Below are 26,557 nucleotides of genomic sequence, written 5' to 3' on the forward strand. Positions count from 1 at the left end.
GCCTTTTTAACGCAGTAGGCTTCATAGCCATATTGGAGTAAGTCTGATGAACTAATCAGCGCTCAATCTGCAATGTATTGCGATTCAAAGGGCAAAGGCGCTAAGAAAACTGCAACAAAATGCAGATATTCCCCAGCTATTTCCATAAAGCTGCAAAACAATGCAGATCACCCACCGACATCATTCTGTAAAAACCCTTCGCTATACAGGACGGCCCGCTTATAACAAAAAGGCCTTCCGCCCATGTCCTTCCCGCCGCAGCGTCTCTCCCTCGCCATCACTTTGCTGATTTCCGCCACGGCGGCCCACGGCAAAACCATTCAGATCGACACCGCCACCACCGCCGCGCAAACCTTGGGCGGGAATGACACGTTGACCATTTCAGCGCCGGGCAGCATCTCCAATAGCGGCAAGACCGTCAGCCTGAAAGACAAGACCAGCGGCACCGGTGTGGTGATCGATAACGCCGGCAAAATCATCTCCACCGGTGGCCGCGCGATTGATAGCAGTGGCGACGAAAGCAAGGCGCGCGACTACGCGATCTATAACCGCAGCGGCGGGCAGATTCTCGGTGCCAACGATGCTGTGCGCATCGACAGCAACTTCGTCAGCGGCAGCCTGTTGATCGACAACAGTGGCGTGATTCGCTCCAGCACCGGCCAAGGTCTGGATCTCGATGCGCTACGCAGCGACGGGGTGAAAACCACCATCATCAACCGTGCAGGCGGGCTGATTCGCGGCGACGCCAGCGACGGCATGAAGACCGGTGCCAACGCCACGATCACTAACTACGGCGAGATTTCTACCGGCGATTCGCACAACGCCGACGAGAAGTTCGACGGCATCGATATCGACTCGGCAGGCGGCGTCAGCGTGACCAACTACGGGGTGATTTCCGGTGGTCGTCACGGCATCACCACCGACCTCGGCGCGACACTGGTCAACTACGGCGAGATCACCGGGCGCAACGGCTCCGGGTTCGGTTCCGACGGTGACGGCACGGTGATCAACCACGGCACCATCACTGGCGCTTACTCCGGATTGCAAGCGAACGGTGACGGCGACGGCGTGGACATCGACAACATCGCCCACATCGAAAACTACGGCACCATTCAAGGCGTCGGCGCGGGCGGCGTGGACAAGGGTGGTTTCGCCAATGGCAGCGAAGGGATCGCGCTGGGCGGCGGCTATATTCTCAACGCAAAAAACGCACTGATCAGCGGCGCCGACAGCGCGATTCTGGTCGACGACGGCAGCGGCAATTCAGGGCTGGCAGCGACCACGCTGGAGAACTTCGGCACCATTCAGGGCCTCAACGGTTTCGGCGTTAAATTCGTCGGCGAGTTCGATGACAACGTGGTCAACGGCGGCACCATCAGCGGCAGCAATGGCCTGGCGCTGGATCTCGGTGGCGGCAACGACAGCCTGACCTTGCGCAACGGCAGCCGCTTTGGCGGCGTGGTCGATGGCGGCAGCGGTGATGACCAAGTGGTGATGGACGACGCCGCGGGCGGCAGCTTCGGCGACAGTCGCAACTTCGAATGGCTGGAAGTGAAACAAGGCGCGTGGACGCTGACCGGCAACGGCGATTTCAGCGACGGTGGCGCGGTGCGCAATGGCGCGACGTTGATCAACCAGGGCAGCATCGCTGGCGACCTGACCGTCGATGCGGGCGGTGTGTATGCCGGCGGCGGTTCGGTGGGCAGTCTCGACGTCAACGGTACCTTGCGCACCGACACCAGCCTCGGTCGTGCAACCGTCGTGCATGATTTGAATATGGGCAGCGGCTCGACCCTCGCCTACGGTGTCAACGCCGACGGCAGCAGCGCCCCGGTGCAAGTCGGCGGCACCGCCAACCTTAACGGCGTGACGCTGGCGGTCAATCCCGGCCCCGGCACGTATCCGTGGCAAAGCCAGTACACCGTGTTGCAGGCCGGGCAAGTCAATGGCACCTTCGGCAGCGTCACCAGCGACTACGCGTTCCTCACGCCGACCCTCGCCTACACGCCGACGCAGGTTGATCTGAGTTACAACCGCAACGACGTGGCGTTCAACGAGTTCGCTACCACTGGCAATGGCCGCAACGCCGCCAACAGCATCGCTTCGATGGGCAGCAACAACGCGTTGTACAACGCGCTGCTCAACACCTCGCAAAGCACGGCGGGCGCCGCAATCGAACAACTCGCCGGTTCAAGCAACGCCAACCTGACCAGCGCCACCCTCGCCGCCAGCAGTCAGGTCGGCAACAGCATGCTCTCGGCGATGCAACAAATCGGCGGCAGCCCGGGCCTGGCCGTTGGCCTCGATCAGCGCGATACACCGGTGCTGGCGGCGAACGGCGTGCCTTCCGAGGCGCGCAATCTGAATGACCCGAACGCCCGTGGCCGTCTGTGGCTGCAAGGCATCGGCGGCTACGGCAAGCTCGACGGCGAACATGGCAGCAGCGGTCTGGAACAACGCACCAAGGGCAGCTTGCTCGGCGCCGACTGGTCGGTGAACCCGGCGTGGCGCGTGGGTGTGCTCGGCGGTTATTCGAAAACCGATCTCGACGCCAGCGGTGTCGATGGCAACGTCGAGAGCTGGCACGCCGGCGTTTATGCGCTGCATCAGAACGGCCCGATTTCAGTGCGTCTCGGCGCGGCGTACAGCGGCCATCAGGGGGACAGCAAACGCACCGTCGCCTTCAACGGTTTCAGCGATCGCCCGAAAGGCGATTACGACGCCGACAGTCAGCAAGCCTTCGCCGAACTCGGCTACGCCATGGGCAGCGGTCGACTCAACGCCGAACCCTTCGCCAGCCTCGGCTACCAGCGCTACCACCGCGATAGCTATCAGGAAAAGGGTGGTGCCGCCGCGCTGCAAGTCGACAGCGAAACCCAGGACAACTTCAGCAGCACCTTCGGCTTGCGTCTGGCCCACCTGAATACGTTGGATAACGGTATGAGCCTGACGCCGCGCATGACGGCTGGTTGGAAGCATACCTATGGCGATGTGAGCAATTCGACGCGTCAGGCTTTCGTCACCGGTGGCACCGCGTTCAGTGTCGATGGCAGCTCGCTGGATCGTGACAGCCTGGTGTTGGAAGCGGGTCTGGATGTCGGCCTCTCGGCGCGGCATACGCTGGGTGTCGGTTACAGCGGCGAGATCGGCAGCAACAGCCGCAATCACGGGCTGATCGGCCAATGGCAGATGAGTTTCTGAGAGTGCCAGCGGGTTACATCTGTAAACATTGTAGGAAAACACGCCGGTATGGCTGGGTAAAACCGGCCGTTTCCTCAGCCTCGGCGATTTTCCACAGAGAAAACTGAAGGAAGCCGCAAGCCTGTGGGAAGCAGCTGACATCGGCCCCACAGGCCTTCAACTTAGAGTTTGGTCTCCAGTCAAAAGAGGCCTTACTTGATGCCCGTTCAACACTTTTACCAACCGAAAAAACTGGCCCTGGCCATCACCCTCGCGGTGAGCTGCGCTCAATTCACACAGGCCGAAGAAGTGCCTGCCAACGTGCCAACCCCTGGCGCGCTGACGGCGCTACTCGACACCTTCATCAACGATCCCGACACCCTTAAAATACCGATCGACAAGAAGGGTTATGCCGAGCCTTTTAGTGAGCGCGATGATCTGCTCATCGTCACCGGTAAAGGCAGCTTTGCAGGCCCGGTGGATGGCGCTGGCGGTGTGAATGTCCTGCAACTTGATGCGGCCAAGGGTTCGCTGGGTGATACGCGAAACTTCCATGGCCTTGAGGTCAAACAAGGTGTCTGGACTCGAGTCAAAAATACGCCCTCGGACTTCACCGCAGGGGTTGTGGTGCGCCCTGAAGCGACCTTCACCAATGAAGGTGCGATTGCTGGACATGCCGTGGTCGAAGGCACGCTGATCAATAAAGGCGGGATCGAGGAAGGCGCTTTTGTAGCGGCCGGCGGTAACCTCAACAACCGAGGAATCATTGGCGGCGCCGTCCACGTCTATGAAAAGGGTCAATTCGCCGGTGAAGGTGCGACTGGCACATTGAATGTTCATGGACTGCTGAAGGTTAACCAGGCGCTTGGCGCAGCTACCGTCAATGGCGATTTGAACCTGAAGCCCAGTGCGACATTGGCTTACGAGGTCAAAGCGAAAGGAGTTAGCAAGACCATCGTGGTCGCCGGGACGGCCGATCTGGGTAATTCGACGTTGCAACTCACAACGGCGGGCGACTACCCGAAAAGCAGCCAGCACACGATTCTGACAGCGGGAAAAGTCGTCGGGGAATTTGGCCGTATTGAAAACGATCTGGCGTTCATGACACCGACGCTGAAATACGACGAGAAACAGGTCGGGCTGACGTTTAGCCGAAATGAAAAGAAGGTTGAAAACGCCGCCTCATCGGAAAATGCTGGCGAAATTGGTAAACAAATCGATCAGATGCTTGATGCTTCCACCACTCCGGTCGCGCCGCCAGAAGTAGTGCCGGTGGTGGCTGAGACGACGGGAGCGCAGGTGGAAACGCCAGTAATCGAAACGGCGATTTCGGAGTCTTCTGCTCCAGCGATAGCGACGGTTTCTGAGGTGGTTACGGAGCCAGCGGACACTGCTGTTTCGGTTGTTTCTGGTGAGGCCGCCGCTTCAATCGGAACTGTCGTCTCCGCCGAGGCGGTTACTTCGGCTGTAACGGCTGATCCCGTTGATACTTCCCCGACAGCTGAAACACCTGTTGCCGTTGCGGTTACCGTGCCAGCTGAAAATGCGGCCCCTGTCCTGGCTTCCGCGTCGGCCGCGACTCAAGCTGTTCCTGCGGCGCCTGCAACGACTGCACCAACCGCACCAACCGCACCAACTGCAAGCGTCGTCCCGGCCAGTGTTCCTGCACCGATCGCACCTGCGAACCAAGCCCTCGTCGCCCTGCTCGGCAGTAACAGAAACACCGCTGCTTTGGCGCTCGATCAACTCGCCGCCGGCAGCAACGCCAACCTTGCCAAAGCCACACTAAGCGCCGTGTCACCGGTCAGCGACAGCATGCTGTCGGCCATGCGTCAGCTCGACACCGATGCAAGATCGGCTAAAGCAGGTGACGGCAACGGTCGAGTCTGGGTTCAGGCATTGGGCAATGGCGGCAAAATCGATCGCGACGCCGACAGCACCCTGAAACACTCCACCCAAGGTCTCGTTGCAGGTGCTGACTGGCGTCTCGATGAGCAATGGCATGTCGGGATCATCGGCGGTAACTCGCAGACCAAACTCGATGCGCGCCATGCCGATGGCGATCTCGACAGCTGGCATGTCGGTGCCTACGCGGTGCGTCAGGACGGCCCGCTGGCACTGCGCCTTGGCGCCACTTATGCCAGTCACGACGGCAGCAGCAAACGTCGGGTGGCGTTCAACGGTTTTAGCGATCGCCTAATAGGCAGCTACGACGCGAGCACCCAGCAAGCGTTTGCCGAACTGGGTTACGACTTCGGCCAAGGCGATTTCACACTCGAGCCCTTCGCCAATCTCGGTTACCAGCGCTACCAGCGTGACAGTTACAGCGAAAAAGGTGGCGACGCGGCGTTGAAGGTTCACGGTCAGTCGCAGAAAAACCTGAGCAGCACCTTTGGCCTTCGCGTGGCAAAAACCAACAACCTCGACAACGGCATGCAACTGACGCCACGTCTGAGTGCGGGTTGGAAACATACCTACGGCGAACTCGACATGCACACGCGCCAGGAGTTGCTTAACGGTGGCATCGGTTTCGAAATCGCTGGGGCGCAACTGGATCGCAACAGTTTGTCGCTGGATGCCGGCCTCGATCTGGCGCTATCAGCCAGTCATACGCTGGGCATGGGTATCACCGGCGACATCGCCTCCGACAGCCGCAACACCGGCGTGATGGGCCAATGGCGCATGGCGTTCTAACGATCTGATGGGCTGATGGGCTGTTGTGGGAGCGGGCTTGCTCGCGAAGAGGGAGTGTCAGTCGATATTTGCTTCGAATGACCCACCGCTTTCGCGAGCAAGCCCGCTCCCACACGGTTCTGCGGTACCCGCAAATGCAACTGACAACTGAAGATCCCCTGTAGGAGTGAGCCTGCTCGCGAAAGCGGTTTTTCAGTCAAATCTTCATCAACTGATCCACCGCCATCGCGAGCAGGCTCACTCCTACAAATCACAGGCAAAAAAAGGGGAGCACATGCCCCCCCGAGGTTTAAAGCGTTGGATCGCGGCGGTTATTTCAGCCTTCGATCTCGATCAGGATTTCGCCCGGATTGACCCGATCACCCTTGGCCACATGAATCGCGGTGACCTTGCCGGCAATCGCTGCCTGGACTTCGGTTTCCATCTTCATCGCTTCGGTGATCAGCACAGCCTGGCCAGCCTTGACGGTGTCGCCCTCCTTGACCAGCACATCAACGATGTTGCCCGGCATGGTCGTGCTGACGTGTCCCGGTGCCGAAGCTTGCTTACGCTTGCTGCTGCCACCACCGACGAATTCGTTGAGGGGTTCGAACACTACTTCTTCCGGCATGCCGTCGATGGACAGGTAGAAGTGACGTTTGCCTTCGGCCTTCACACCGACACCGGTGATGTCGACGCGGTAGGTTTCGCCGTGGACGTCGATGACGAACTCGGTCGGTACGCCTTCGCCGCCCGCTTTTGTCACACCGCCCGCTTCAGGAATCGGCAGCAGCACTTCAGGGGTCAGGGTGCCGGCGGCACGCTCTTCGAGGAACTTGCGGCCGATGTCCGGGAACATGGCGAAGGTCAGCACGTCTTCTTCCGACTTGGCCAGTGCGCCGATGTCGGCACGCAGCTTGGTCATTTCCGGCTTGAGCAGATCGGCCGGACGCACGTCGATGACTTCTTCGCTGCCGATCGCCTGACGACGCAGCTTCTCGTTGACCACGCCCGGCGCCTTGCCGTAGCCGCCTTGCAAGTAGAGCTTCACTTCGTTGGTGATGGTCTTGTAGCGCTCGCCGGCCAGCACGTTGAAGAACGCCTGGGTACCGACGATCTGCGAAGTCGGCGTCACCAGCGGCGGGAAGCCGAGGTCTTCACGCACGCGCGGGATTTCCGCGAGCACTTCGCCCATGCGGTTGAGGGCGCCCTGCTCTTTCAACTGGTTGGCGAGGTTGGAGATCATCCCGCCCGGCACCTGGTTGACTTGCACGCGGGTGTCGACGGCGGTGAATTCGCTTTCAAACTGGTGGTACTTCTTGCGCACGGCGTAGAAGTACAGACCGATCTCTTGCAGCAGTTCGAGGTTCAGACCGGTATCGAATTCGGTGCCCTTGAGCGCAGCGACCATCGACTCGGTGCCCGGGTGGCTGGTGCCTGAGGCGAAGCTGGAGATCGCGGTGTCGATGTGGTCGGCGCCGTTTTCGATTGCCTTGAGCTGGCACATGGTCGCCAGACCGGCCGTGTCGTGCGAGTGGATGAACACCGGCAGCGACTGCTCGGCTTTCAGTGCGCGAACCAGTTCGCCAGTGGCGTACGGGGTCAGCAGACCGGCCATGTCCTTGATCGCCACCGAGTCGCAACCCATGGCTTCCATTTGCTTGGCCTGGGTGACGAACGCGTCGATGGTGTGCACCGGGCTGGTGGTGTAAGCGATGGTGCCTTGGGCATGTTTGCCGGCCGCTTTCACCGCTTCGATGGCCACGCGCAGGTTACGCACGTCGTTCATCGCGTCGAAGATGCGGAACACGTCGATGCCATTCACCGCAGCTTTGGCGACGAAGGCTTTGACCACGTCGTCGCTGTAGTGACGGTAGCCCAACAGGTTCTGGCCACGCAGGAGCATTTGCAGACGCGTGTTAGGCAGCGCCGCGCGCAGTTGGCGCAGACGCTCCCACGGGTCTTCTTTCAGAAAGCGTACGCAGGCGTCGAACGTCGCGCCGCCCCAGCACTCCAGCGACCAGTAGCCGACTTTGTCGAGCTTGTCGCAGATCGGCAGCATGTCTTCGGTGCGCATGCGGGTGGCGAGCAGCGATTGGTGAGCGTCGCGCAGGATGGTGTCGGTAACGAAGATCTTCTTAGTCATTGGTATCTCCTCATAGCGGCAAGCTTCAAGCTAAAAGCTGCAAGAAAAAGCCAATCTGCTTTTACTTGCCGCTTGCAGCTAAAAGCTCGCAGCTGTTTCATTCATAGGCCTGCGTGGGCGGCAATGGCGGCGGCGATGGCCAGGGCCAGCTCTTCGGGTTTGCGCTTGATCGAGTAGTTGGTCAGTTCGGGGTGGCTTTCAACGAAGCTGGTATTGAACTGGCCGCTACGGAATTCCGGGTTGCGCAGGATTTCCTGGTAGTACGCGGCGGTGGTCTTCACGCCTTGCAGACGCATGTCGTCCAGCGCACGCAGGCCACGATCCATCGCCTCTTCCCAGGTCAATGCCCAGACCACCAGTTTCAGGCACATCGAGTCGTAGAACGGTGGAATGGTGTAGCCGGTGTAAATCGCTGTGTCGGTGCGCACGCCCGGGCCACCGGGGGCGTAGTAACGGGTGATCTTGCCGAAGCTCGGCAGAAAGTTGTTCTTCGGGTCTTCGGCGTTGATACGGAACTGCAACGCGAAACCACGGTGCTGAATGTCTTCCTGTTTCACCGACAGCGGCAGGCCGGAGGCGATGCGAATCTGTTCGCGGACGATGTCGATCCCGGTGATTTCTTCGGTGATGGTGTGTTCCACCTGCACCCGAGTGTTCATCTCCATGAAGTACACCTCGCCCTCGGCGAGCAGGAACTCCACGGTGCCGGCGTTCTCGTAACCCACTGCCTTGGCCGCACGCACCGACAGGTCGCCGATGTAGGCGCGCTGCTCCGGGGTCAGTTGCGGGCTCGGGGCGATTTCGATGAGCTTCTGGTTGCGACGCTGGATCGAGCAGTCACGCTCGAACAGGTGCACGACGTTGCCGAAGCTGTCGCCGAGGATCTGCGCTTCGATGTGCTTGGGATTGACGATGCATTTTTCCAGGAACACCTCGGCAGAACCGAACGCCTTGGTCGCTTCGGAAATCACCCGAGGGAAATTCTGTTCAAGTTCTTCGCGGCTGTTGCAACGACGGATACCGCGACCGCCACCACCTGAGGTGGCCTTGAGCATCACCGGGTAACCGATGCGGTCGCCTTCGACCAAAGCTTCTTCGATATCAGCGACGTTGCCTTCGGTGCCCGGCGTGACCGGCACACCGGCCTTGATCATGCTGCGGCGCGCTTCGGTCTTGTCGCCCATGCGGCGAATGACTTCTGCCGACGGGCCAATGAACTTGATCCCGCGTTCGGCGCAGATATCCGCCAGCTCAGCGTTTTCAGAGAGGAAACCGTAACCTGGGTGCAGTGCATCGCAACCAGTTTCCACAGCGAGGTTCACCAGCTTGCGCGGGTTCAGATAACCGGCGAGTGGCTCGGCACCGATGCTGTGGGCCTCGTCCGCGCGCTTCACATGCAGCGCATGACGGTCGGCGTCGGAAAAAATCGCAACCGAGCGAATGCCCATTTCGGCGCAGGCTCGTACGATTCGTACGGCAATCTCACCACGGTTGGCGATCAGGATCTTTGTTATCACTTGGAGGTTCCCTTGAGCCGGTGGCACCACGACCTGCTAGACCCAGGTCGACGCGTGACCAAATGTTTCAATTTAGTCGCAGATCCACACTAGCGCTCATAAGGGATTAACAAAAATGAATAATAATTGGGTTAGCCATAAGTAAAGACTTATAGTTCGAACATCTATCCGCGTGCCGAGCCCGAATAAAATGCGTAAGTCCTTGATGCGTATGACATTGCGTCAGCTGCAGATCTTCAACGAGGTGTGCGATTTACGCTCTTATAGCCGCGCCGCGGATGAAATGTCGCTCACCCAACCGGCGGTTAGCCTGCAAATAAAGCAGCTGGAAGAGCTGATCGGCCAGCCATTATTCGATTATGTCGGCAAAAAACTCTACATGACCGAAGCCGCTGAAGCTCTTCAGCGCGCCAGCCGGGATATTTTCGGGCGTCTGGAAAACCTCGATATGCAGCTGTCGGACATGCAGGGTTCGCTGCAGGGTCAGCTGAAACTGGCGGTCGAATCCAGCGCCAAATATTTCGTCCCGCACCTGTTTGCCGCGTTCAAGCGCCAGCACCCGGAAGTGAACCTGCAACTGACCGTAGTCAACCGTGGCCAGGTCATTCGCAGGCTGTCGGACAACCGTGACGATCTGGTGATCATGTCGATGGTGCCGCAGGACATGGGCCTGGAATTTTTGCCATTCCTCAACAACCCGATTGTTGCCGTGGCGCGCCCGGATCACCCGTTGGCGCACATGGGCCCGCTGCGTTTGCAGGATCTGGAACCTTACACGCTGCTGATCCGCGAGCCCGGCTCGGGTACGCGACTGGCGTGCGAAGAGTATTTCAAAGAGAAACGCGTGCACTTCACTCAGACTCAGGAAGTGGCGTCGGCCGAAGCGCAGCGTGAATGTGTGCAAGCGGGTCTGGGCCTGGCGCTGTTGACGCGCCACGCCCTGAACCTGGAGCTGGCGACCGGCGGGCTCGTCGAGCTGCCGGTCGAGGAATTGCCGCTGTTCCGTAGCTGGTGCCTGGTGCAAGCGAAAGCCAAACGCTTGTCACCGGTGGCGCACGCCTTCCTGGCGTTTATCCGCAGCGAACGCGTGCAGATCAGCGCGCTGGTTGAGCGCTTCGACGGGAAGCTGCGGGTGCCGCCTGCCAGTGAGTGATATCGGGAAAGTCGCCGATTTCGGCTTGAAGCTGACGGAGTTCGAAGCGATCTTCGATAGCGCGGCGAAATTCCATGCGGCGCTGGTCTTCCTGCTGACGACGGGTTTTCGCGGCGCTGTTGCGTTCTTCGTAGGGCTGAGCCATTTCGAGTCTCCCAAGGCGATGACGGGAGTTTCACGATAGGCGGCGGGGATGACGGTTTGGCTTCTTGCGGATGACAGTGCGATGAATTTGCGGTGTTTTTGAGGACGCCTTCGCGAGCAGGCTCGCTCCCACATTTGATCTCGGTATGACACAGAATTTGTGTACCCCGGAGATCCCCTGTGGGAGCGAGCCTGCTCGCGATTAAGGTCGGAACGACCTTAGATGACTTCAGTCATCAAGAGCTTTGGCGGCTTTCGGAGAGAGGCGCAAACTACGCAAACTGCGCTTCACGCTCTTGAGGTGGTTAACCAGGCTCGGCCCACGCGCCATGGCCACGCCCATCGCCAACACATCAATCACCACCAGATGCGCGATACGCGAGGTCAGCGGCGTATAGATCTCAGTGTCTTCATGCACATCGATCGCCAGATTCACCGTCGACAACTCGGCCAACGGCGTCTGGCTCGGGCACAAGGTAATCAACGACGCCCCGCTCTCACGCACCAGATTGGCGGTGATCAGCAAATCCTTGGAGCGCCCGGACTGGGAAATACAGATCGCCACATCGGTCGGCTTCAACGTCACCGCCGACATCGCCTGCATGTGCGGATCGGAATACGCCGCTGCGGTCAGCAACAACCGGAAGAACTTGTGCTGCGCATCCGCGGCCACTGCGCCCGACGCGCCAAAACCATAGAACTCGACGCGCTGCGCCTGCGACATCAGCGTCACCGCGCGCTGCAACTCAATCGGATCGAGCTTCTCGCGAACCTCCATCAACGTGTGCAACGTGGTGTCGAAAATCTTCAGGCTGTAATCGGCAACCGAGTCGTCTTCGTGGATCGCGAACTGCCCGAAGCTGGCACCGGCCGCAAGGCTCTGCGCTAACTTCAGTTTGAGATCCTGAAAACCGGAGCAACCGATGGCGCGACAGAAGCGCACGATGGTCGGCTCACTGATGCCGACGTTGTGGGCCAGGTCGGCCATGGAACTGTGCATCACGGCCGCAGGGTCAAGCAGCACGTGGTCGGCGACCTTGAGCTCCGACTTGCGTAACAGGTGACGTGACTGGGCGATGTGTTGCAGCAGATTCAAGGGGCTGGACTCTTCTTATGGGCAAGGATGTAGCACGCTTGTAGTTATACTACATGAATTGGCTTTTTGCCTGCTCAATGCGTAACTCCATGTCCCCATATCAGGCGCGATGGGGTGCATGTAGCCCTTAAAGCGGTTTTTCCTGATTGCGCAAAAGCCCGGCCAGACCGGCAGCCTCCACCGGACGACTGATCAGATAGCCCTGCACCTCATCGCAACGTTCGGCGCGTAAAAATTCCAGCTGATCCTGCCGTTCAACGCCCTCCGCGACCACTTTCAGCGACAGCCCGTGGGCCATGGCGATGATCGCGCGGGTAATCGCCGCATCCTCACTGCCCTCGCCCAATCCGCGTATGAACGCCTGATCGATCTTCACGTAATCCACCGGAATACGCTTGAGATAACTCAGTGACGAATAGCCGGTGCCGAAGTCGTCGATCGCCAGTTTCACGCCCAGATCGCGCAGTTGCTGGAAGGTCGCGATGATGTGTTCGACGCTGTCGAGCAACTGGCTTTCGGTCAGTTCCAGTTCGAGGTAGTGCGGCGCCAGACCGGTTTCCTCCAGCACCTGACGCACCAGACTGACCAGTTTGCCCTGACGCAATTGATGCACCGAGAGGTTCACCGAAACGCGGATCGGCTCCAGCCCTTGCCGCTGCCATTCGCACGCCTGCCAGCAAGCCTGACGCAGGACGAATTCGCCGATCGGCCCGATCAACCCGGTTTCCTCGGCCAGCCCGATAAAATCCCCCGGCGGCACCCGGCCCATGGTCGGGTGATCCCAGCGCACCAGCGCTTCCGCCGCGTTCAAGCGACCTGATTCGAGGCACAGCTTCGGCTGGTAAAACACTTTGAGCTGCTTGTCTTCGATGGCTTTGCGCAACTGGTTTTCCAGCTGCAAGCGCTCGAGGGTGCTGGCCTGCAGGCTCTCGGTGTAGAACTGGAAGTTGTTGCCGCCGAGGTGTTTGGCGTGTTGCATGGCCATGTTCGATTGACTGACCAGCGCGGAAATTTCCCGCGCGTTGTCCGGCAGCATGCTGATGCCCATCGAGGCGCTGACCACCAGTTCATGCCCTTCAACCGTCAGCGGCAAACGCAGCTTGGCCGACAATCGCGTAGCGACCCGTGCCAGACTCGACAAGTTGCCGTAAGCGTCGAACAGCACCGCAAATTCATCGCCGGACAAACGCGCAATGGTGTCGGCCTCCGGCAACGCGTTGACCAGCCGCCGCGCCATCTTCTGCAACAACTGGTCAGCGACTTCATGGCCGAGACTGTCGTTGAGCAATTTGAAGCGATCCAGATTGATGTGCAGCAACGCCAGACTGCGCCGACCCTGACGTGAACGCTGATGCGCTTCGTGCAGACGTTCACGGAAGAGTGAGCGATTGGCGAGCCCGGTGAGTTCGTCGTAATGGGTCAGGTAACGCATGCGCTCTTCGGATTCGCGTCGCGCGGAGAGATCGGCGAAGAAGCCGACGATATGGCTGACATTACCGCGACTGTCGCGCACCGCATTCAATTGCAGCCACTGCGGATACAGCTCGCCGTTCTTGCGCGTCTCGACCAACTCACCCTGCCAACTGCCGTGCTGCTCCAGTGCATGGCGGATCGCGACGTAATGCCGGCGCGCATCGCGGCTGCACGGCAGTTCGACGACGTTGCGCCCGAGCATGTCATCGATGTCGTAACCGGTGACACGACTGAACGCCTGATTGATCGCGATCAGTGCGTAGTTCGGATCGAGAATGACGATGCCTTCGCTGGCCGCTTCAAAAACCGTCGCCGCCAGTCGTTGCTGTTCTTCGAGGCTTTTACTGACGCTGATGTCGCGGCGGGTGCCGACCATGCGGATTACGCGTCCGCTGTCACTGCGCTCCACCGCGCGGCCACGGTCTTCGATCCACACCCAATGACCGTCGCCGTGACGCACGCGGTACTCGATCTGATAATCCTCGGTACGGCCCTTTAAATGTTCGGTCAGCGCGAGTTTGAGGTTCGGCACGTCCTCGGGGTGCAATCGCGGTTTGAGATCGCGCAGCAGCGCCGTGACGTATTCCGGGGCGAGGCCGAACAGTTCCTGAATCTGCGTGTGATGGACTTCGTCGGTTTGCAGGTTCCAGTCCCACAACCCCAGCTCACTGGCTTTCAACGCCAGCGCCAGCCGCGCTTCGCTTTTGCTCAGGGCCTGATTGGCGGCGTCCAGTTCGCGGCTGCGCTGGGCAACACGATCCTCAAGGGCGACCTGGGCTTCACGCAACTTGCCCTCGGCACAGCGCCGGTGGTCGATCTCCTTGGCCAGTTCCTGATTGAGTTGCTCGCTACGGGATTGGGTCTGTTGCAGGTGTTCAATGAGGTGCTGATTCTGAAAGCGCCGCAGCAAGCCGCGATCGATCAGCCGATTGACCTGCCACGCCACCACACTCAGCGAGCCGAGCAAGATCAACCCGAGCCAGCCCCAACCGCGCGCCTGCTCGTCGCCGCCCCAAAACAGATAGCCGATCGCTGGCAACAGACACGGCAAGGTGAAGGACAAAAATGCGGGCAGACTCACCGCATACGCGACACTGGCTGACAACGTCGCGGCGCCAATCAGGCCGAACACCCAGGCTTGCTGCATGAAGTTGTCGGCGGGCACCAGAGCGATGCCGGCACCGGCGAGCGTCAGGCCGGTCATCGTTGAGCCGAGCAGGAACATTCGGCGCCAGATCGGCTGCGCCTGTCGGTTGGGAATGGCGGAATCGAACGCGGCCACTTGGATCACCCGCAGGGCGACCAGCGACAGCAACCACACCAGCCAAATACTGACCACGAAGTAGCGCTGCGGGCTCCAGAGCAAACCGGCGCAGACCAGACCATTGATCAACATGAACAGCGTGGGCAATAAAGAACCCTGATACAGCAGGCGCGTGCGCTCGACCGCCATCTCGGTGGCGTAGTGCTTGCGGATAACCCGGGGTTCCACAGAGGGGCCCGACAGTTCGGAGCTGAGGGTCATGGGCAACGTTCTTGTTCTTATAAGGAGGGCGTGCGCCCGAAACGTGGACGGAGCATACACAAGCCGATCAACTTGCCAAACCACGCCAGATCATAATTTGCGCAAAACTTTTCCCCCCTCAGGCACCGTTGAAACCCGTAGAGCCAAGCGGGCCAACGGCTGTCGCCGGTGACCGACCGGTCGTCATTGGCAGCACTTTCATCGGCTAATGCAAAGCTCGGTTTGCCCGGGCCTGCGGCGCACCCTAGAATGCCCCGATGCGCGATGATCTCTCCCTTCTGCTGAACTCCCTCAACGATGCCCAACGTCAGGCTGTAGCAGCCTCCGTTGGCCGTCAGTTGGTCCTGGCCGGTGCTGGCTCCGGTAAAACCCGAGTGCTGGTGCACCGTATCGCCTGGTTGATCCAGGTCGAAAACGCCTCGCCCCACTCCATTCTGTCGGTGACCTTCACCAACAAGGCCGCTGCCGAGATGCGTCACCGCATCGAGCAGTTGCTGGGGATCAACCCGGCCGGCATGTGGGTCGGCACCTTCCACGGCCTGGCGCACCGCTTGTTGCGGGCGCACTGGCAGGAAGCGGGCTTGAGCCAGACCTTCCAGATTCTCGACAGCGACGACCAGCAACGGCTGGTCAAGCGGGTGATCCGCGAGCTGGGTCTCGACGAGCAACGCTGGCCGGCCCGTCAGGCGCAATGGTTCATCAACGGCCAGAAAGACGAAGGTCTGCGGCCGCAACACATTCAGGCCAGCGGCGATTTGTACCTGGCGACCATGCGCAGCATTTACGAAGCCTACGAGGCGGCGTGCCTGCGCGCGGGTGTTATCGACTTCTCCGAATTGCTGCTGCGCGCCCTCGATTTGTGGCGCGATCACCCGGGCCTGTTGGCGCACTACCAAAAGCGCTTCCGCCATATTCTGGTGGACGAGTTCCAGGACACCAACGCCGTGCAGTACGCCTGGTTGCGCCTGCTCGGCAAGGGCGGCGACAGCCTGATGGTGGTCGGCGACGATGACCAGTCGATTTACGGCTGGCGCGGCGCGAAGATCGAGAACATTCATCAGTACTCGTCCGACTTCGCCGATTCGGTGACCATTCGTCTCGAGCAGAACTACCGCTCCACCGCCGGCATCCTCAAGGCTGCCAACGCCTTGATCGCCAACAACACCGGGCGCCTCGGCAAAGAGCTGTGGACGGACGGCGGCGATGGCGAGGCGATCAATCTGTACGCCGCGTTCAACGAACACGACGAAGCACGCTACGTTGTCGAAACCATCGAAAGCGCGCTGAAAACAGGCTTGGCCCGTAGCGATATCGCGATTCTCTATCGCTCCAACGCCCAATCGCGCGTTTTGGAAGAAGCCTTGCTGCGCGAGCGTATTCCGTATCGCATCTATGGCGGTCAGCGCTTCTTCGAGCGTGCGGAAATCAAGAACGCCATGGCGTACCTGCGTTTGCTCGAAGGTCGCGGTAACGACGCGGCGCTGGAACGGGTGATCAACGTTCCGGCCCGTGGCATCGGTGAGAAAACCGTCGAAGCCATCCGCGAGCACGCACGTCACAGCGATGTGTCGATGTGGGAAGCCATGCGCCTGCTGGTCGCTAATAAAGGCCTGACCGGTCGTGCGGCGGGAGCTTTGGGCGCGTTTATCGAGCTGATCGAGAACCTCGCCGCCAAGTGCGCCGAGATGCCGCTGCACTTGATGACGCAAACCGTCATCGAGCAATCCGGCCTCATCGCTTATCACGAAGCGGAGAAAGGCGAAAAGGGCCAGGCTCGGGTAGAAAACCTTGAGGAATTGGTCAGCGCCGCGCGCAACTTCGAGAACAACGAAGAAGACGAAGAGCTGACGCCACTGGCGGCATTCCTCGGCCACGCTTCGCTGGAGGCCGGCGACACTCAGGCTGACGAGCACGAAGACAGCATTCAGTTAATGACGCTGCACAGCGCCAAAGGCCTGGAATTTCCTTACGTGTTCCTCGTGGGCATGGAAGAAGGCCTGTTCCCGCACAAGATGAGCCTGGAAGAGCCGGGACGTCTTGAGGAAGAACGACGTCTGGCTTACGTCGGCATCACCCGGGCGATGCAGAATCTGGTGATGACCTACGCTGAAACCCGACGCCTGTACGGCAGCGAAACCTACAACAAGGTCTCGCGTTTCGTACGCGAAGTGCCGAAAGGTCTGATTCAGGAAGTCCGTTTGTCGAACAGCGTCAGCCGACCGTTCGGCGGCAATCAGTCGATGAGCGGCAGCAACCTGTTCGCCGGCAGTGAAATTCCGGAAACCGGGTTGAGTCTGGGCCAGGCGGTACGCCATTCGATCTTTGGTGAGGGCGTGATCCTTAACTTCGAAGGCGCGGGTGCGCAGGCACGGGTGCAGGTGAATTTCAGCGAAGGCAGCAAGTGGCTGATGCTCGGTTACGCCAAGCTGGAAGCTATCTAAGCCCCATTCAATTGCTCTTTGCTCTTTGTAGGAGCCGAGCTTGCTCGCGAAAGCGGCGGAACATTCAACTGTTGTGTTGACTGACAGACCGCCTTCGCGAGCAAGCTCGGCTCCTACAGGGTTTGATGTTTTGAGCCAAAATCCGGCTGAACCAATCCCCTTTTCCTACAGCCAAAAGTACATCCGCTGATTGCCTCGCGAAGCTGAACGCAACCTGTCAGGCAAAAGCCCGAAACACTCTCTCGCTAGCCAGTAACACTTCAGCTGTGCAACATGGCGCGCGTGTCTCCACAAACGGGAAATCCCTTTATGAAACGTTTTCTTAGCATCGCCATGGCGTTGTGCATCGGCCTGACGATGAGCCTCGACGCCAACGCCAAGCGCTTTGGTGGTGGCAAAAGCGCCGGCGCTGCGCCGTCGCACCAGACCAGCCAGATGGCTCCTTCTTCTCCAGGCATGGGCGGCGCTGCGGCGACCGCTGGTGCTGCCGGTGCCGCGGGCGCTGCGGCCAAGGCCGGCGGTGCTTCGAAATGGCTCGGCCCACTGGCCGGTATCGCTGCCGGTGGCCTGCTCGCTTCCATGTTCATGGGCGGCGGCTTCCAGGGCATGCAGATCTTCGACATCCTGATCATGGCCGTGATCGCGTTCGTGATCTTCCGCTTCATCGCCGCACGTCGACGCAAGCAGCAGGAGCACCTGGCTCCGGCCGGCGCGCCAATGCAGCGTGAAGTGTTCGAGCAGAAGCCTGCCGGCATGGGTTCGATCTTCGGTGGTTCGGCTGCACCTGCTGCCGCCCGTCCGGTGATCAACGCGCCAGCCTGGTTCAACGAGCAGAGCTTCCTTGAAGCCGCACGCAGCCACTTCCAGTCGCTGCAGCAGCACTGGGACGCCAACGAAATGGACAAGATCGCCGAGTTCGTAACCCCGCAAATGCTCGAGTTCCTCAAGCGTGAGCGTGCGGATCTGGGCGACGCGTTCCAGTCGACCTACATCGACAACCTCCAGGTTCAACTGGATGGCGTGGATGACCGTGCCGACAAGACCATCGCCACCCTGACCTTCAACGGTGTGTCGAAGTCCTCGCGCTTCGATCAGGGCGAAGTGTTCAGCGAAAGCTGGAACATGGAACGTCCGCAGGGCGAGAACCAGCCTTGGCTGGTCGCCGGTATCCGCCAGAACGGCTGATCCCCTCGCGCGGTTCACTTGCTGTAATAAAAAACCCCAGCCTCGGCTGGGGTTTTCTATTTCGCGGTTGCATCTATAGCGAGCTACTGTATAAACCGGCCCATATAAACCGCGCCATTCAAGCAAGAGGATCCCGGACGTGGAAGAAATTATCGAACAACTGCGCGAAGCCAACGAACCCGTACCGGTTCCATTGGAGTTGCCTGACGAAGACCAACTGGTGGAAGTCGAAGAAGAACTCTTCATCAACATCCCGTTTGTCTTCAAAGAATTTTTGCTGACCGTCAGCGATGTGGTCTACGGCAGCCTGGAGCCAGTAACTGTCACCGACCCGCAGTCGCACACCTATTTGCCGGATGTTGCGGCCAATGCGTGGGACATCGGCGTACCGCGTGACCTGATCCCGATCTGCCAGGACGGTGAGAACTACTACTGCGTCGAAGAAGACGGCACTGTGGTGCTGTGGTCCGGCGAAGAAGAGCTGATCACCGAAGAATCCTGGGAATCGGTGTGGCACTGGGCGCGGGACGTCTGGCTGGAAAGCTGATCGGCCAGCCGCCCCGGCCGATCAATGCCCCGACGACTCTTTGTGGTTGTCGAGGGTTTCCAGCAGCGCCACCTGCATCCGCGTGTGCACGCGGATGAACCAGCGCCAGAGCAGCGCCGCCACCGCGGCTGCCACCACGGCAATGAGCATCAGCAACTTGTTGGTCGGCAAAATACTGGCCGACAAGGCTGACAACAGCAGGAAAATCACCAGCAGCGAGAGAATCGGGATCACTTCGGCGATCACCCGGCGCACTCGCTGTGTGTGACGCCCGGCCATCTCGGGTTTCACGCCCATCTCCGCCAGCAGCATCGACAGCGCCTTGAGCTTGCGATACGCGGCGATCAAGAACGGCAACGACACCAGCAATGCCCCGCCCCAGATCAACGCCTTCTGCCAGCTAGGATCGGCGATCCAGTCCTGCAGCCAGGTCGAAAGACGTTCAGCGAAGAATGCGCCGGTAAAGAAAATCGCGATCACCAGCGCCAGATTGACCCCGACTTGCAGCAGGATCTTGCGAATAATCGACGCCAGCATCGCGCCCTCGCCTTGCGGCTGAATGCTGCGCAGCCATTCGCCATACATCCCCAGTACGCGTCCAAGACGCTTGGGCATCGCGCTCGACAGCTTGATCGACAGCGGATCCGCCGCGCGAATCAGGTACGGGGTCAGCAACGTGGTGATCACCGAAACGGCCACGGCCACTGGATAGAGGAAGTTGCTGGTGACCTGCAAAGTCATGCCCAGCGCGGCGATGATGAAGGAAAATTCGCCAATCTGTGAAAGACCCATGCCCACGCGCAGTGAGGTGCGTCCGTCATTGCCAGCGATAAAAGCGCCAAGGCCGCAGGAAAGCATCTTGCCGAGCACCACGGCGACCGTAATGACCGCGATCGGCCACGCGTATTGCAGCAGGATCATCGGGTCGAGCATCAGGCCGATGGCGACGAAGAAGATTGCGCTGAACAGGTCGCGAACCGGCTCGATCAACCGTTCGATTTTCAGCAACTGACGCGACTCGGCCATGATCGCGCCGATCAGGAAGGCGCCGAGCACCATGCTGTATTCAAGTTTGACCACCAGCAGGCAGAAGCCGAAACACAGGCCGAGCACGGTGATCAGCAGCATTTCGTTGCTTTCGAATTTGGCCACATAAGCCAGCAGGCGCGGCACCAGCAGGATGCCGATGACCAGCGCAACGATCATGAACAGCGACAGTTTGCCGACCGTGGAGAACACTTCGCCGGAGCTGACTGTGCCGCTGACGGCGATGCTCGACAGCAGCGCGATGATGCCAATGCCGAGGATGTCTTCGACGATCAGCACGCCGAAGATCAACTGCGCAAAGCGCTCGTTTTTCATCTTCAGATCATTGAGTGCTTTGACGATGATGGTGGTCGAGGAGATCGCCAGAATCGCGCCGAGGAACAGCGAGTCCATGGTGTTCCAGTCGAACCAGCGGCCGATTTCGTAACCGATCCAGATCATCAGGACGATTTCGAGAAACGCCGCGATAAACGCCGTCGCGCCGACCTTGAACAACTTGCGCAGGCTGAACTCCAGCCCGAGGCAGAACATCAGGAAAATCACCCCAAGCTCGGCGAGAGTCTTGATGGTTTCTTCGTCGTGGATCAGGCCGAACGGCGGCGTGTGCGGGCCAATGATGAAACCGGCGACGATGTAGCCGAGCACCACCGGTTGCTTGAAGCGGTGGAACAACACGGTCACCACACCCGCGACCAACATGATCACTGCCAGATCCTGAATAAAACTGATGGCATGCATGGCGTGGGCTCCTTGATGGACGAGGCTCGCAGTCAGACGTCAGAAAAGTCTGAGCGAGCGAAGTAAAAATCCGCTTTTCGTGTGGGAATTGCCCTTGAGAGGGGCTTTTGCAGGTTAACACCGCGACTTGCGGCTGGAAGGCGGTGCAATATATGGAAACAGATCGATCCCGGCGTGACGGCGGCCCGTCGCCCGGCGTCCCGATAACGGTGCTTTTGAAAAGCGACCAGGCACCCGCAGAGGTGCTTCCAGAATTCAGCCTTGATCCGTGAGAACGTTATGGAACCCGGAAACGCCCAGCTGTCGATGACGGTACTGATGACCCCCGACATGGCCAACTTCTCTGGCAATGTCCACGGCGGCACCCTGCTCAAATACCTCGACGAAGTGGCTTATGCCTGCGCGAGCCGCTATGCCGGCCGCTACGTGGTGACCCTGTCGGTGGATCAGGTGATTTTCCGCGAGCCGATCCATGTCGGCGAACTGGTGACCTTCCTCGCCTCGGTCAACTACACCGGCAATACCTCGATGGAAGTCGGCATCAAAGTCGTCACCGAAAACATCCGCGAGCGCTCGGTGCGTCACACCAACAGCTGCTTCTTCACCATGGTCGCGGTCGATGACCAGCGCAAGCCGGCCGCCGTGCCGCCGCTGCAACCGCAGAACAGTGAAGACAAGCGTCGGTATATGCAGGCGCAGCAGCGTCGGCAGATTCGTCAGGAGCTGGAGAAGCGTTATCAGGAGATCAAGGGCGACGCCTGAGACCGCTTTCGCGAGCAAGCTCAGCTCCTACAAAGTCAAAATCTGTAGGAGCAAAGCTTGCTCGCGAATGGGGCGGCTCGGTCTTAGAGACTGATCGCAGTCGCCTCAAACTTCACCCGCGGATGCGCAATCCGATCCTGCGCCCGCACCAGCTGCAGCTCGTAACTGGCGCACGCCTGGGTCTCCAGCAACACTTCATGCACCGCCGCCGCCGTGAACTCGAACGCTGCCACCAGGCTATCGCCCAACAGCACCCGCGCCAGAAACAGGCCGGACGTCAGATCGCCGACGCCCACCGGCTGACGCGGAAACGCCAGCAGCGGGCGACGCAGATGCCAGCTGCCTTCAGCCGTCACCAGCAACATCTCGAAGCCATCCGCCGGTTTGCCCGGATAATCCAGATGTTTGACCAGCACGGCCTTCGGCCCACGCGCCAGCAACGCCCGCGCCATGGCCAGGCAATCAAACAGCGACTGCGGTTTACGCCCGGAAAAGCTGTCCAGCTCCAACTGGTTAGGGCACATGATGTCGGCTACGGCTGCCGCCTCTTCCAGCAGGAAGTCGCTGACCTCAGTCGGCACGCTGCAACCCTTCTCCGGATGGCCCATCACTGGATCACACAGATATAGAGCCTTCGGGTTGACCGACTTGATGCGCTCTACGCCGCTGAGAATCGCCCGGCCCTGCGCCGCGCTGCCGAGATAACCGGACAGCACCGCATCGCAGTTGCCCAACTCGCCAATCGCGGCAATGCCTTCGATCAGCTCGGGAATCTGCTGCGGCGCCAGCACTTCACCCGTCCACTGGCCATACTGAGTGTGGTTGGAAAACTGCACCGTGTTCAGCGGCCAGACGTTGACGCCGACCCGCTGCATCGGAAAAACCGCAGCGCTGTTGCCGGCGTGGCCGAACACCACGTGGGACTGAATGGCGAGCAGATGAGGCGTACGTTTCATTCGGGGCATTCCGTAAAACGATTGAAATTCAAGCCGCGCAGTATGCGACGAAACGCAGCCTGTACGACAGACCGGCGACGCAGTTAAGCTGACGCTATCTTTTGGAGTTTGATGTTGATGCTGACCCTCGAAAACATCTTCGTGCTGATGCTGTTCGCCGTGGCCGGCGCGTGGCTGTGGCACAACCACGGCTTGCGCGAGCGCGCGCTGGCGCGGGTCAAACAGCATTGCATCAACGTCGGCGTCGAGCTGCTGGACGGTAACGTCGCGCTGAAAAAGATCGGTTTGATCAAGGACGCCAACGGTCGCCGACGGCTGGCGCGGGTCTACAACTTCGAATTCACCGTGACTGGCGAATCCCGGCATAACGGCACGATTACCCAGTTTGGTGCGCACAGTGCGCAGATTGAGCTGGCGCCCTACCCGGCACCGTTCGACGATACGCCGCCGGTGGTTGAGGTGCAGCGGCCGCGGGCGGAAGTTATCGAGCTGAGCCAGTGGCGGCAGGAACATACGAAGTGGAAACCCTAAAGATCGCAGCCTTCGGCAGCTCCTACATGAGATTTATGTACACCCTGTAGGAGCTGCCGAAGGCTGCGATCTTTTGATCTACCCCTCCCGACACCCCGACAACCCCCGCTGCAACGCCTCAACATCCAGCACCTCACCGAAGATCAGCTCGATCCGCGAATCCCTCCGCCACTCGCTGACCTGCCAATTCAACTCGGCATTATCCAAAGCATTCGCAGAAACCCAGCCCTCCGCGCTGTGGATAACCAGTTTCACCCGCTGCCAATTGAGGCTGGCCAGCCACTCAGCAATGCGCTGCTTGCTGAATATCTGCCCCGGATGCCAACGCCAGCCAATGCTCCAGCCTCCCTCCTGCGCCTGACTCAGGCAAATCGGCAGCGTCGGATCGCTCCAGACGGCCGGCATCTGCCCTAATCCCTTGGGTACGACCAGGTTATCCACGCCGCTCACCGCTTGTGCAGCCAGGCCCGGCAGTTCGCTGAGCGATAGTTGCGCCTGTTGCGTCCAGATCAACGGAACTGCCGGCAATAGGCTGGCGATTCTTGCCCGAGCCGTGTCATCCAGGTTTTCAGCCTTGTTCAACAGCAACAGGCCTGCGCTTTCCAACGCTTCCCGCTGCGCCGCCGGCAACGCTTTCCCCGCCTCAAGCGCCTGAGCATCCAGCACCAACACACACGGCTGCACCGCCAACACACCCAGCCATGGCGCCTCATTCAATTGCTTTAGCAACTGCGCCGGGTGCCCCAGCCCGGACGGCTCGATAAACAATCGATCGGGCCTGGCCTTACGCAACAAACGCCCAAGCCCGATCTGAAACGGCGCGCCATTGACGCAACATAAGCAGCCCCCGGCCACTTCGCCCAGTGCGATACCATCGGCGTCGCGGGTCAGCAGCGCGGCGTCGAGGCCGATCTGGCCGAATTCATTGATCAGCACTGCCCAACGCTCGCCCTCTGGCCGCTGGGCCATGAGCTGGCGAATCAGGCTGGTCTTGCCGGCGCCCAAAGGGCCAGCAATGACATGGGTAGGAATGTTCTGCAACATGGCCGGGAGTTTTCTTGGGAGATTCGAAGATGCGTTGGATGGGATGGTCGTTGCTGTTGGCGCTGCTGTCGAGCGAAGCGTGGGCTCAGGCCTGCGTGGTGCACAGTCAGGGCGAGCGGCTCGACGTCAAAGTCTGTCAGCAGAACCGCAACATTCCGCAGAAACTGTTCAACGACGGCTTCTGCCAACCGACCCTGGCCGGGCAGAAAGTCGAGGTGCAGTACGTCGATCAGTGCCCGAGCGGTGCCTTCGGTGTGTGCAGCAACGCGCAAGTCGCCAATATGCCTTATCGCCAGGACATCCACTATTACGGCGTCGCCACCGATGCCGCATATTTAAAGCCGTATTGCGAAGGCCAGAGCCAAGGGTCGTGGCTCAAGCCTTAACCGAGCCAGTCTAGCGTCAGTATTAATCGTCGCTCGCCAGCGGCCGGTTGCGGTGAGCGATGGATGAGACCGAAGCCTTCATTGCCGTGCCATTTCTCGCCTTTCAATAGCGCAACGTCGCCACTGTTGAGTTGCTGGATTTGCGCTTGGGGTTCGGCGTTGGCCTGCCCTAGTTGCTGGCGATCCATCGTCCCCTCCTTGAGCCATTGGCTGCCGACGCCGGCGTACGTGGTGATCAGCCGCACCGGCACGTGATCAACGTGGAATCGCGGGCACATGGCTTTATCGAGCACCCGCAGGCGCAGGCCGATGCGCTTGGCGCCCAGCAAACAGGCGAAGGCGCTGACCAGCCATTTCAGGTCAGCGATAAAGCCTTCGTAACCTTCCAGATCACGGAAGCCTGAGGCCAACCCGGTCAGGTCAGCCTCGGCGTCCTCGTTCGCCAGCTCCAGGCATAACGATTCCGCCAAGGGTTCGTTGAGCGACAGCAGTAACTGAGCGAAATCGCTGATGTGCAACGGCAATTGCCGCTGCCACACCGCGAGGTTGGTGTCGTCCTGGAGGATTTTCGTCAACGTTTCAGGTGTCGGCCCTTGGTGCTGATAGCGCGTACGGTTTTGCATGAGTTTGAGGGCGAGCATCAGGCAGCCTCTTCATGCCAAGGGCCGAACGGATCCGGCAGCAATCGCCAGCCTTCTACGCCGAGGGCCATTTCTTCATCGGTGAGCAGGCAGTCGTCCAATTCGTCGGAGAGCTGTAGGAAATCGATGTTCTGACCGATGAAAACCAGTTCCTGGCGGCAGTCTCCTACGCTCGGTATCCAGTTTTCCATGATCGCGACGGTGCTTTCCTGATCCTGTGGCCACTGGTTTTTCGCTACGAAACGCCACCAGCGCCCGGCAAAACCGTGGCGCATCAAGCCGCCGGCCTGCGACCAGCTACCGGCGTCTGTGGGTTTGCTCGCCAGCCAGAAGAATCCTTTGGAGCGCAGCAATTTGCCGTTCAGCCACGGACGATCGATGAAATTGAAGAAGCGCTCAGGGTGAAAGGGTCTGCGCGCGCGATAGGCTGTGGAAGCGATGCCGTATTCATCGGTTTCCGGCACGTGCTCACCGCGTAATTCCTGCAGCCAGCCCGGTGCTTGCGCAGCTCTGTCGAAATCGAAGCGACCGGTGTTGAGGATCTTCTCCAACGGCACTTCGCCCATGACCATCGGAATGATCTCGGCCTGGGCGTTGAGGCGTTTGAGGATGGCGATCAATTCCTCACGCTCGGGCTGGCTGATCAGGTCGACCTTGCTGATCAACAGCACGTCGGCAAACTCGATCTGTTCGATCAACAGGTCGGTGATCGAGCGCTCGTCTTCCTCGCCGAGAATTTCGCCACGGGAGGCGAGGCTTTCTGCCGCCTGGTAGTCCGGCAGGAAATTCACACCGTCGACTACAGTGACCATGGTGTCGAGACGGGCGATGTCGGAGAGGCTTTGCCCGTGTTCATCGCGGAAGGTGAAGGTTTCAGCGACCGGTAACGGCTCGGAGATACCGGTGGATTCAATCAGCAAATAATCGAAGCGCCCTTCCCGGGCGAGTTTGCTGACTTCTTCGAGCAAGTCTTCGCGTAACGTACAGCAGATACAGCCGTTGCTCATTTCGACTATTTTTTCTTCTGCGCGGTTTAAGCTGACATCACGCTGAACTTCGCTGCCATCGATATTGATCTCGCTCATATCATTGACGATTATTGCGACGCGAAGGCCCTTTCGATTACGTAGTACGTAATTCAAAAGTGTACTTTTTCCAGCGCCCAAAAATCCTGAAAGTACGGTGACGGGCAATTCGGCTGACATTGGATAATCCTCATAGGAAGGCAGCCGATTGACGCTTTTACTAGCGCTTGGCGTTTTGAGGCTTCATACGAGGGTTTCGTTGAAGCTAAACGCTTGAAATCGGCCTGCTCAGGCTCAGTTATTATTTATGTTATAGTATAACAACATGAATAAACCAGCCCTGCTCT

General features: G+C 59.7%; 19 protein-coding genes. 9 read left to right on the forward strand and 10 right to left on the reverse strand.

Annotated features, from left to right (window positions below; genetic code table 11):
- Window positions 1-243 precede the first annotated feature (243 nt).
- Window positions 244-3,201, forward strand: a complete 2,958-nt coding sequence (locus GVL50_RS12155) for an autotransporter domain-containing protein (protein WP_159813189.1) — start codon at window positions 244-246, stop codon at window positions 3,199-3,201.
- Between the two features lie 198 nt (window positions 3,202-3,399).
- Window positions 3,400-5,874: an autotransporter domain-containing protein gene (locus tag GVL50_RS12160; RefSeq protein ID WP_256671859.1), complete on the forward strand. Its 2,475-nt coding sequence runs from the start codon at window positions 3,400-3,402 to the stop codon at window positions 5,872-5,874.
- 316 nt (window positions 5,875-6,190) lie between these two features.
- Here GVL50_RS12160 and oadA read toward each other — a convergent pair whose 3' ends face one another.
- Window positions 6,191-7,999 carry a sodium-extruding oxaloacetate decarboxylase subunit alpha gene (oadA, locus tag GVL50_RS12165; RefSeq protein WP_159813191.1) on the reverse strand — a complete coding sequence of 603 codons (1,809 nt, stop codon included), beginning with the start codon at window positions 7,997-7,999 and terminating at the stop codon, window positions 6,191-6,193.
- 101 nt (window positions 8,000-8,100) lie between these two features.
- Window positions 8,101-9,516, reverse strand: coding sequence for an acetyl-CoA carboxylase biotin carboxylase subunit (locus GVL50_RS12170; RefSeq protein ID WP_053125176.1), 1,416 nt, complete (start codon window positions 9,514-9,516; stop codon window positions 8,101-8,103).
- A gap of 190 nt (window positions 9,517-9,706) precedes the next feature.
- Here GVL50_RS12170 and GVL50_RS12175 point away from each other — a divergent pair, with 190 nt between their 5' ends.
- On the forward strand, window positions 9,707-10,669 hold the full coding sequence (locus GVL50_RS12175; protein ID WP_159813193.1) for a LysR family transcriptional regulator: 963 nt from the start codon (window positions 9,707-9,709) through the stop codon (window positions 10,667-10,669).
- Here the strand turns inward: GVL50_RS12175 and GVL50_RS12180 are convergent.
- The 3 genes from GVL50_RS12180 to GVL50_RS12190 all read right to left on the reverse strand — a co-directional run bounded on the left by GVL50_RS12180 (window position 10,611) and on the right by GVL50_RS12190 (window position 14,907).
- Entirely contained in the window at window positions 10,611-10,814 is a 204-nt protein-coding gene (locus tag GVL50_RS12180) for a PA3496 family putative envelope integrity protein (protein ID WP_077575111.1), read from the reverse strand. The two genes, GVL50_RS12175 and GVL50_RS12180, sit on opposite strands and share 59 nt — an antisense overlap.
- Window positions 10,815-11,042: 228 nt before the next feature.
- Window positions 11,043-11,909, reverse strand: a complete 867-nt coding sequence (gene hexR, locus GVL50_RS12185; protein WP_053125183.1) for a transcriptional regulator HexR — start codon at window positions 11,907-11,909, stop codon at window positions 11,043-11,045.
- A 127-nt stretch (window positions 11,910-12,036) separates the two neighbouring features.
- Window positions 12,037-14,907: a bifunctional diguanylate cyclase/phosphodiesterase gene (locus GVL50_RS12190; protein ID WP_159813195.1), complete on the reverse strand. Its 2,871-nt coding sequence runs from the start codon at window positions 14,905-14,907 to the stop codon at window positions 12,037-12,039.
- 257 nt (window positions 14,908-15,164) lie between these two features.
- On the opposite strand from GVL50_RS12190, the gene uvrD reads away from it, so the two are divergent.
- The 3 genes from uvrD (at window position 15,165) to GVL50_RS12205 (ending at window position 19,080) form a co-directional block, all read left to right on the forward strand.
- Window positions 15,165-17,348 carry a DNA helicase II gene (gene uvrD, locus GVL50_RS12195; RefSeq protein WP_053125187.1) on the forward strand — a complete coding sequence of 728 codons (2,184 nt, stop codon included), beginning with the start codon at window positions 15,165-15,167 and terminating at the stop codon, window positions 17,346-17,348.
- Window positions 17,349-17,657: 309 nt separating this feature from the next.
- The gene (locus GVL50_RS12200) at window positions 17,658-18,533 is read left to right on the forward strand and encodes a Tim44 domain-containing protein (RefSeq protein WP_159813197.1); all 876 of its coding nucleotides are present in this window, start codon (window positions 17,658-17,660) and stop codon (window positions 18,531-18,533) included.
- 139 nt (window positions 18,534-18,672) lie between these two features.
- Window positions 18,673-19,080 carry an SMI1/KNR4 family protein gene (locus tag GVL50_RS12205; RefSeq protein ID WP_008078852.1) on the forward strand — a complete coding sequence of 136 codons (408 nt, stop codon included), beginning with the start codon at window positions 18,673-18,675 and terminating at the stop codon, window positions 19,078-19,080.
- A gap of 21 nt (window positions 19,081-19,101) precedes the next feature.
- On the opposite strand, the gene GVL50_RS12210 is transcribed toward GVL50_RS12205, so the two are convergent.
- Window positions 19,102-20,865: a cation:proton antiporter gene (locus GVL50_RS12210; protein WP_053125192.1), complete on the reverse strand. Its 1,764-nt coding sequence runs from the start codon at window positions 20,863-20,865 to the stop codon at window positions 19,102-19,104.
- A 279-nt stretch (window positions 20,866-21,144) separates the two neighbouring features.
- Between GVL50_RS12210 and GVL50_RS12215 the strand changes: the two genes are divergently transcribed.
- Window positions 21,145-21,627, forward strand: a complete 483-nt coding sequence (locus GVL50_RS12215; RefSeq protein WP_003229693.1) for an acyl-CoA thioesterase — start codon at window positions 21,145-21,147, stop codon at window positions 21,625-21,627.
- A gap of 83 nt (window positions 21,628-21,710) precedes the next feature.
- On the opposite strand, the gene pdxY is transcribed toward GVL50_RS12215, so the two are convergent.
- Window positions 21,711-22,583 (reverse strand): pyridoxal kinase PdxY, encoded by an 873-nt coding sequence (gene pdxY, locus GVL50_RS12220; RefSeq protein WP_159813199.1) that lies wholly within the window; start codon window positions 22,581-22,583, stop codon window positions 21,711-21,713.
- 117 nt (window positions 22,584-22,700) lie between these two features.
- Here pdxY and GVL50_RS12225 point away from each other — a divergent pair, with 117 nt between their 5' ends.
- Window positions 22,701-23,114: a DUF3301 domain-containing protein gene (locus GVL50_RS12225; protein ID WP_159813311.1), complete on the forward strand. Its 414-nt coding sequence runs from the start codon at window positions 22,701-22,703 to the stop codon at window positions 23,112-23,114.
- Window positions 23,115-23,192: 78 nt separating this feature from the next.
- Here GVL50_RS12225 and GVL50_RS12230 read toward each other — a convergent pair whose 3' ends face one another.
- Window positions 23,193-24,158: a GTP-binding protein gene (locus tag GVL50_RS12230; protein WP_159813201.1), complete on the reverse strand. Its 966-nt coding sequence runs from the start codon at window positions 24,156-24,158 to the stop codon at window positions 23,193-23,195.
- A gap of 29 nt (window positions 24,159-24,187) precedes the next feature.
- Here GVL50_RS12230 and GVL50_RS12235 point away from each other — a divergent pair, with 29 nt between their 5' ends.
- The gene (locus tag GVL50_RS12235) at window positions 24,188-24,544 is read left to right on the forward strand and encodes an NADH:ubiquinone oxidoreductase (protein ID WP_159813203.1); all 357 of its coding nucleotides are present in this window, start codon (window positions 24,188-24,190) and stop codon (window positions 24,542-24,544) included.
- Here GVL50_RS12235 and GVL50_RS12240 read toward each other — a convergent pair.
- Both GVL50_RS12240 and zigA read right to left on the reverse strand, forming a co-directional pair.
- A complete protein-coding gene (locus GVL50_RS12240) occupies window positions 24,541-25,185 on the reverse strand; it encodes a DUF1826 domain-containing protein (protein WP_159813205.1) in 645 nt (214 codons plus the stop codon). The genes GVL50_RS12235 and GVL50_RS12240 overlap by 4 nt on opposite strands.
- Window positions 25,185-26,390, reverse strand: coding sequence for a zinc metallochaperone GTPase ZigA (gene zigA / locus GVL50_RS12245; RefSeq protein WP_159813207.1), 1,206 nt, complete (start codon window positions 26,388-26,390; stop codon window positions 25,185-25,187). Before zigA ends, GVL50_RS12240 begins: the two co-directional genes overlap by 1 nt.
- Between the last annotated feature and the right edge of the window lie 167 nt (window positions 26,391-26,557).

This window comes from Pseudomonas sp. 18058 (assembly GCF_902706155.1).
Lineage (GTDB): Bacteria > Pseudomonadota > Gammaproteobacteria > Pseudomonadales > Pseudomonadaceae > Aquipseudomonas > Aquipseudomonas rustica.

Excerpts from the sequence above, each read along its gene's own strand:
- GVL50_RS12200 (WP_159813197.1), top strand. The coding sequence starts at position 17,658 with ATGAAACGTTTTCTTAGCATCGCCATGGCGTTGTGCATCGGCCTGACG.
- GVL50_RS12240 (WP_159813205.1), bottom strand. The coding sequence starts at position 25,185 with ATGCTCGCCCTCAAACTCATGCAAAACCGTACGCGCTATCAGCACCAA.
- GVL50_RS12180 (WP_077575111.1), bottom strand. The coding sequence starts at position 10,814 with ATGGCTCAGCCCTACGAAGAACGCAACAGCGCCGCGAAAACCCGTCGT.
- GVL50_RS12175 (WP_159813193.1), top strand. The coding sequence starts at position 9,707 with ATGCGTAAGTCCTTGATGCGTATGACATTGCGTCAGCTGCAGATCTTC.
- GVL50_RS12210 (WP_053125192.1), bottom strand. The coding sequence starts at position 20,865 with ATGCATGCCATCAGTTTTATTCAGGATCTGGCAGTGATCATGTTGGTC.
- uvrD (WP_053125187.1), top strand. The coding sequence starts at position 15,165 with ATGCGCGATGATCTCTCCCTTCTGCTGAACTCCCTCAACGATGCCCAA.
- GVL50_RS12160 (WP_256671859.1), top strand. The coding sequence starts at position 3,400 with ATGCCCGTTCAACACTTTTACCAACCGAAAAAACTGGCCCTGGCCATC.
- pdxY (WP_159813199.1), bottom strand. The coding sequence starts at position 22,583 with ATGAAACGTACGCCTCATCTGCTCGCCATTCAGTCCCACGTGGTGTTC.
- GVL50_RS12235 (WP_159813203.1), top strand. The coding sequence starts at position 24,188 with ATGCGTTGGATGGGATGGTCGTTGCTGTTGGCGCTGCTGTCGAGCGAA.
- GVL50_RS12225 (WP_159813311.1), top strand. The coding sequence starts at position 22,701 with ATGCTGACCCTCGAAAACATCTTCGTGCTGATGCTGTTCGCCGTGGCC.
- GVL50_RS12215 (WP_003229693.1), top strand. The coding sequence starts at position 21,145 with ATGGAACCCGGAAACGCCCAGCTGTCGATGACGGTACTGATGACCCCC.
- GVL50_RS12230 (WP_159813201.1), bottom strand. The coding sequence starts at position 24,158 with ATGTTGCAGAACATTCCTACCCATGTCATTGCTGGCCCTTTGGGCGCC.
- GVL50_RS12155 (WP_159813189.1), top strand. The coding sequence starts at position 244 with ATGTCCTTCCCGCCGCAGCGTCTCTCCCTCGCCATCACTTTGCTGATT.
- oadA (WP_159813191.1), bottom strand. The coding sequence starts at position 7,999 with ATGACTAAGAAGATCTTCGTTACCGACACCATCCTGCGCGACGCTCAC.
- GVL50_RS12190 (WP_159813195.1), bottom strand. The coding sequence starts at position 14,907 with ATGACCCTCAGCTCCGAACTGTCGGGCCCCTCTGTGGAACCCCGGGTT.
- zigA (WP_159813207.1), bottom strand. The coding sequence starts at position 26,390 with ATGTCAGCCGAATTGCCCGTCACCGTACTTTCAGGATTTTTGGGCGCT.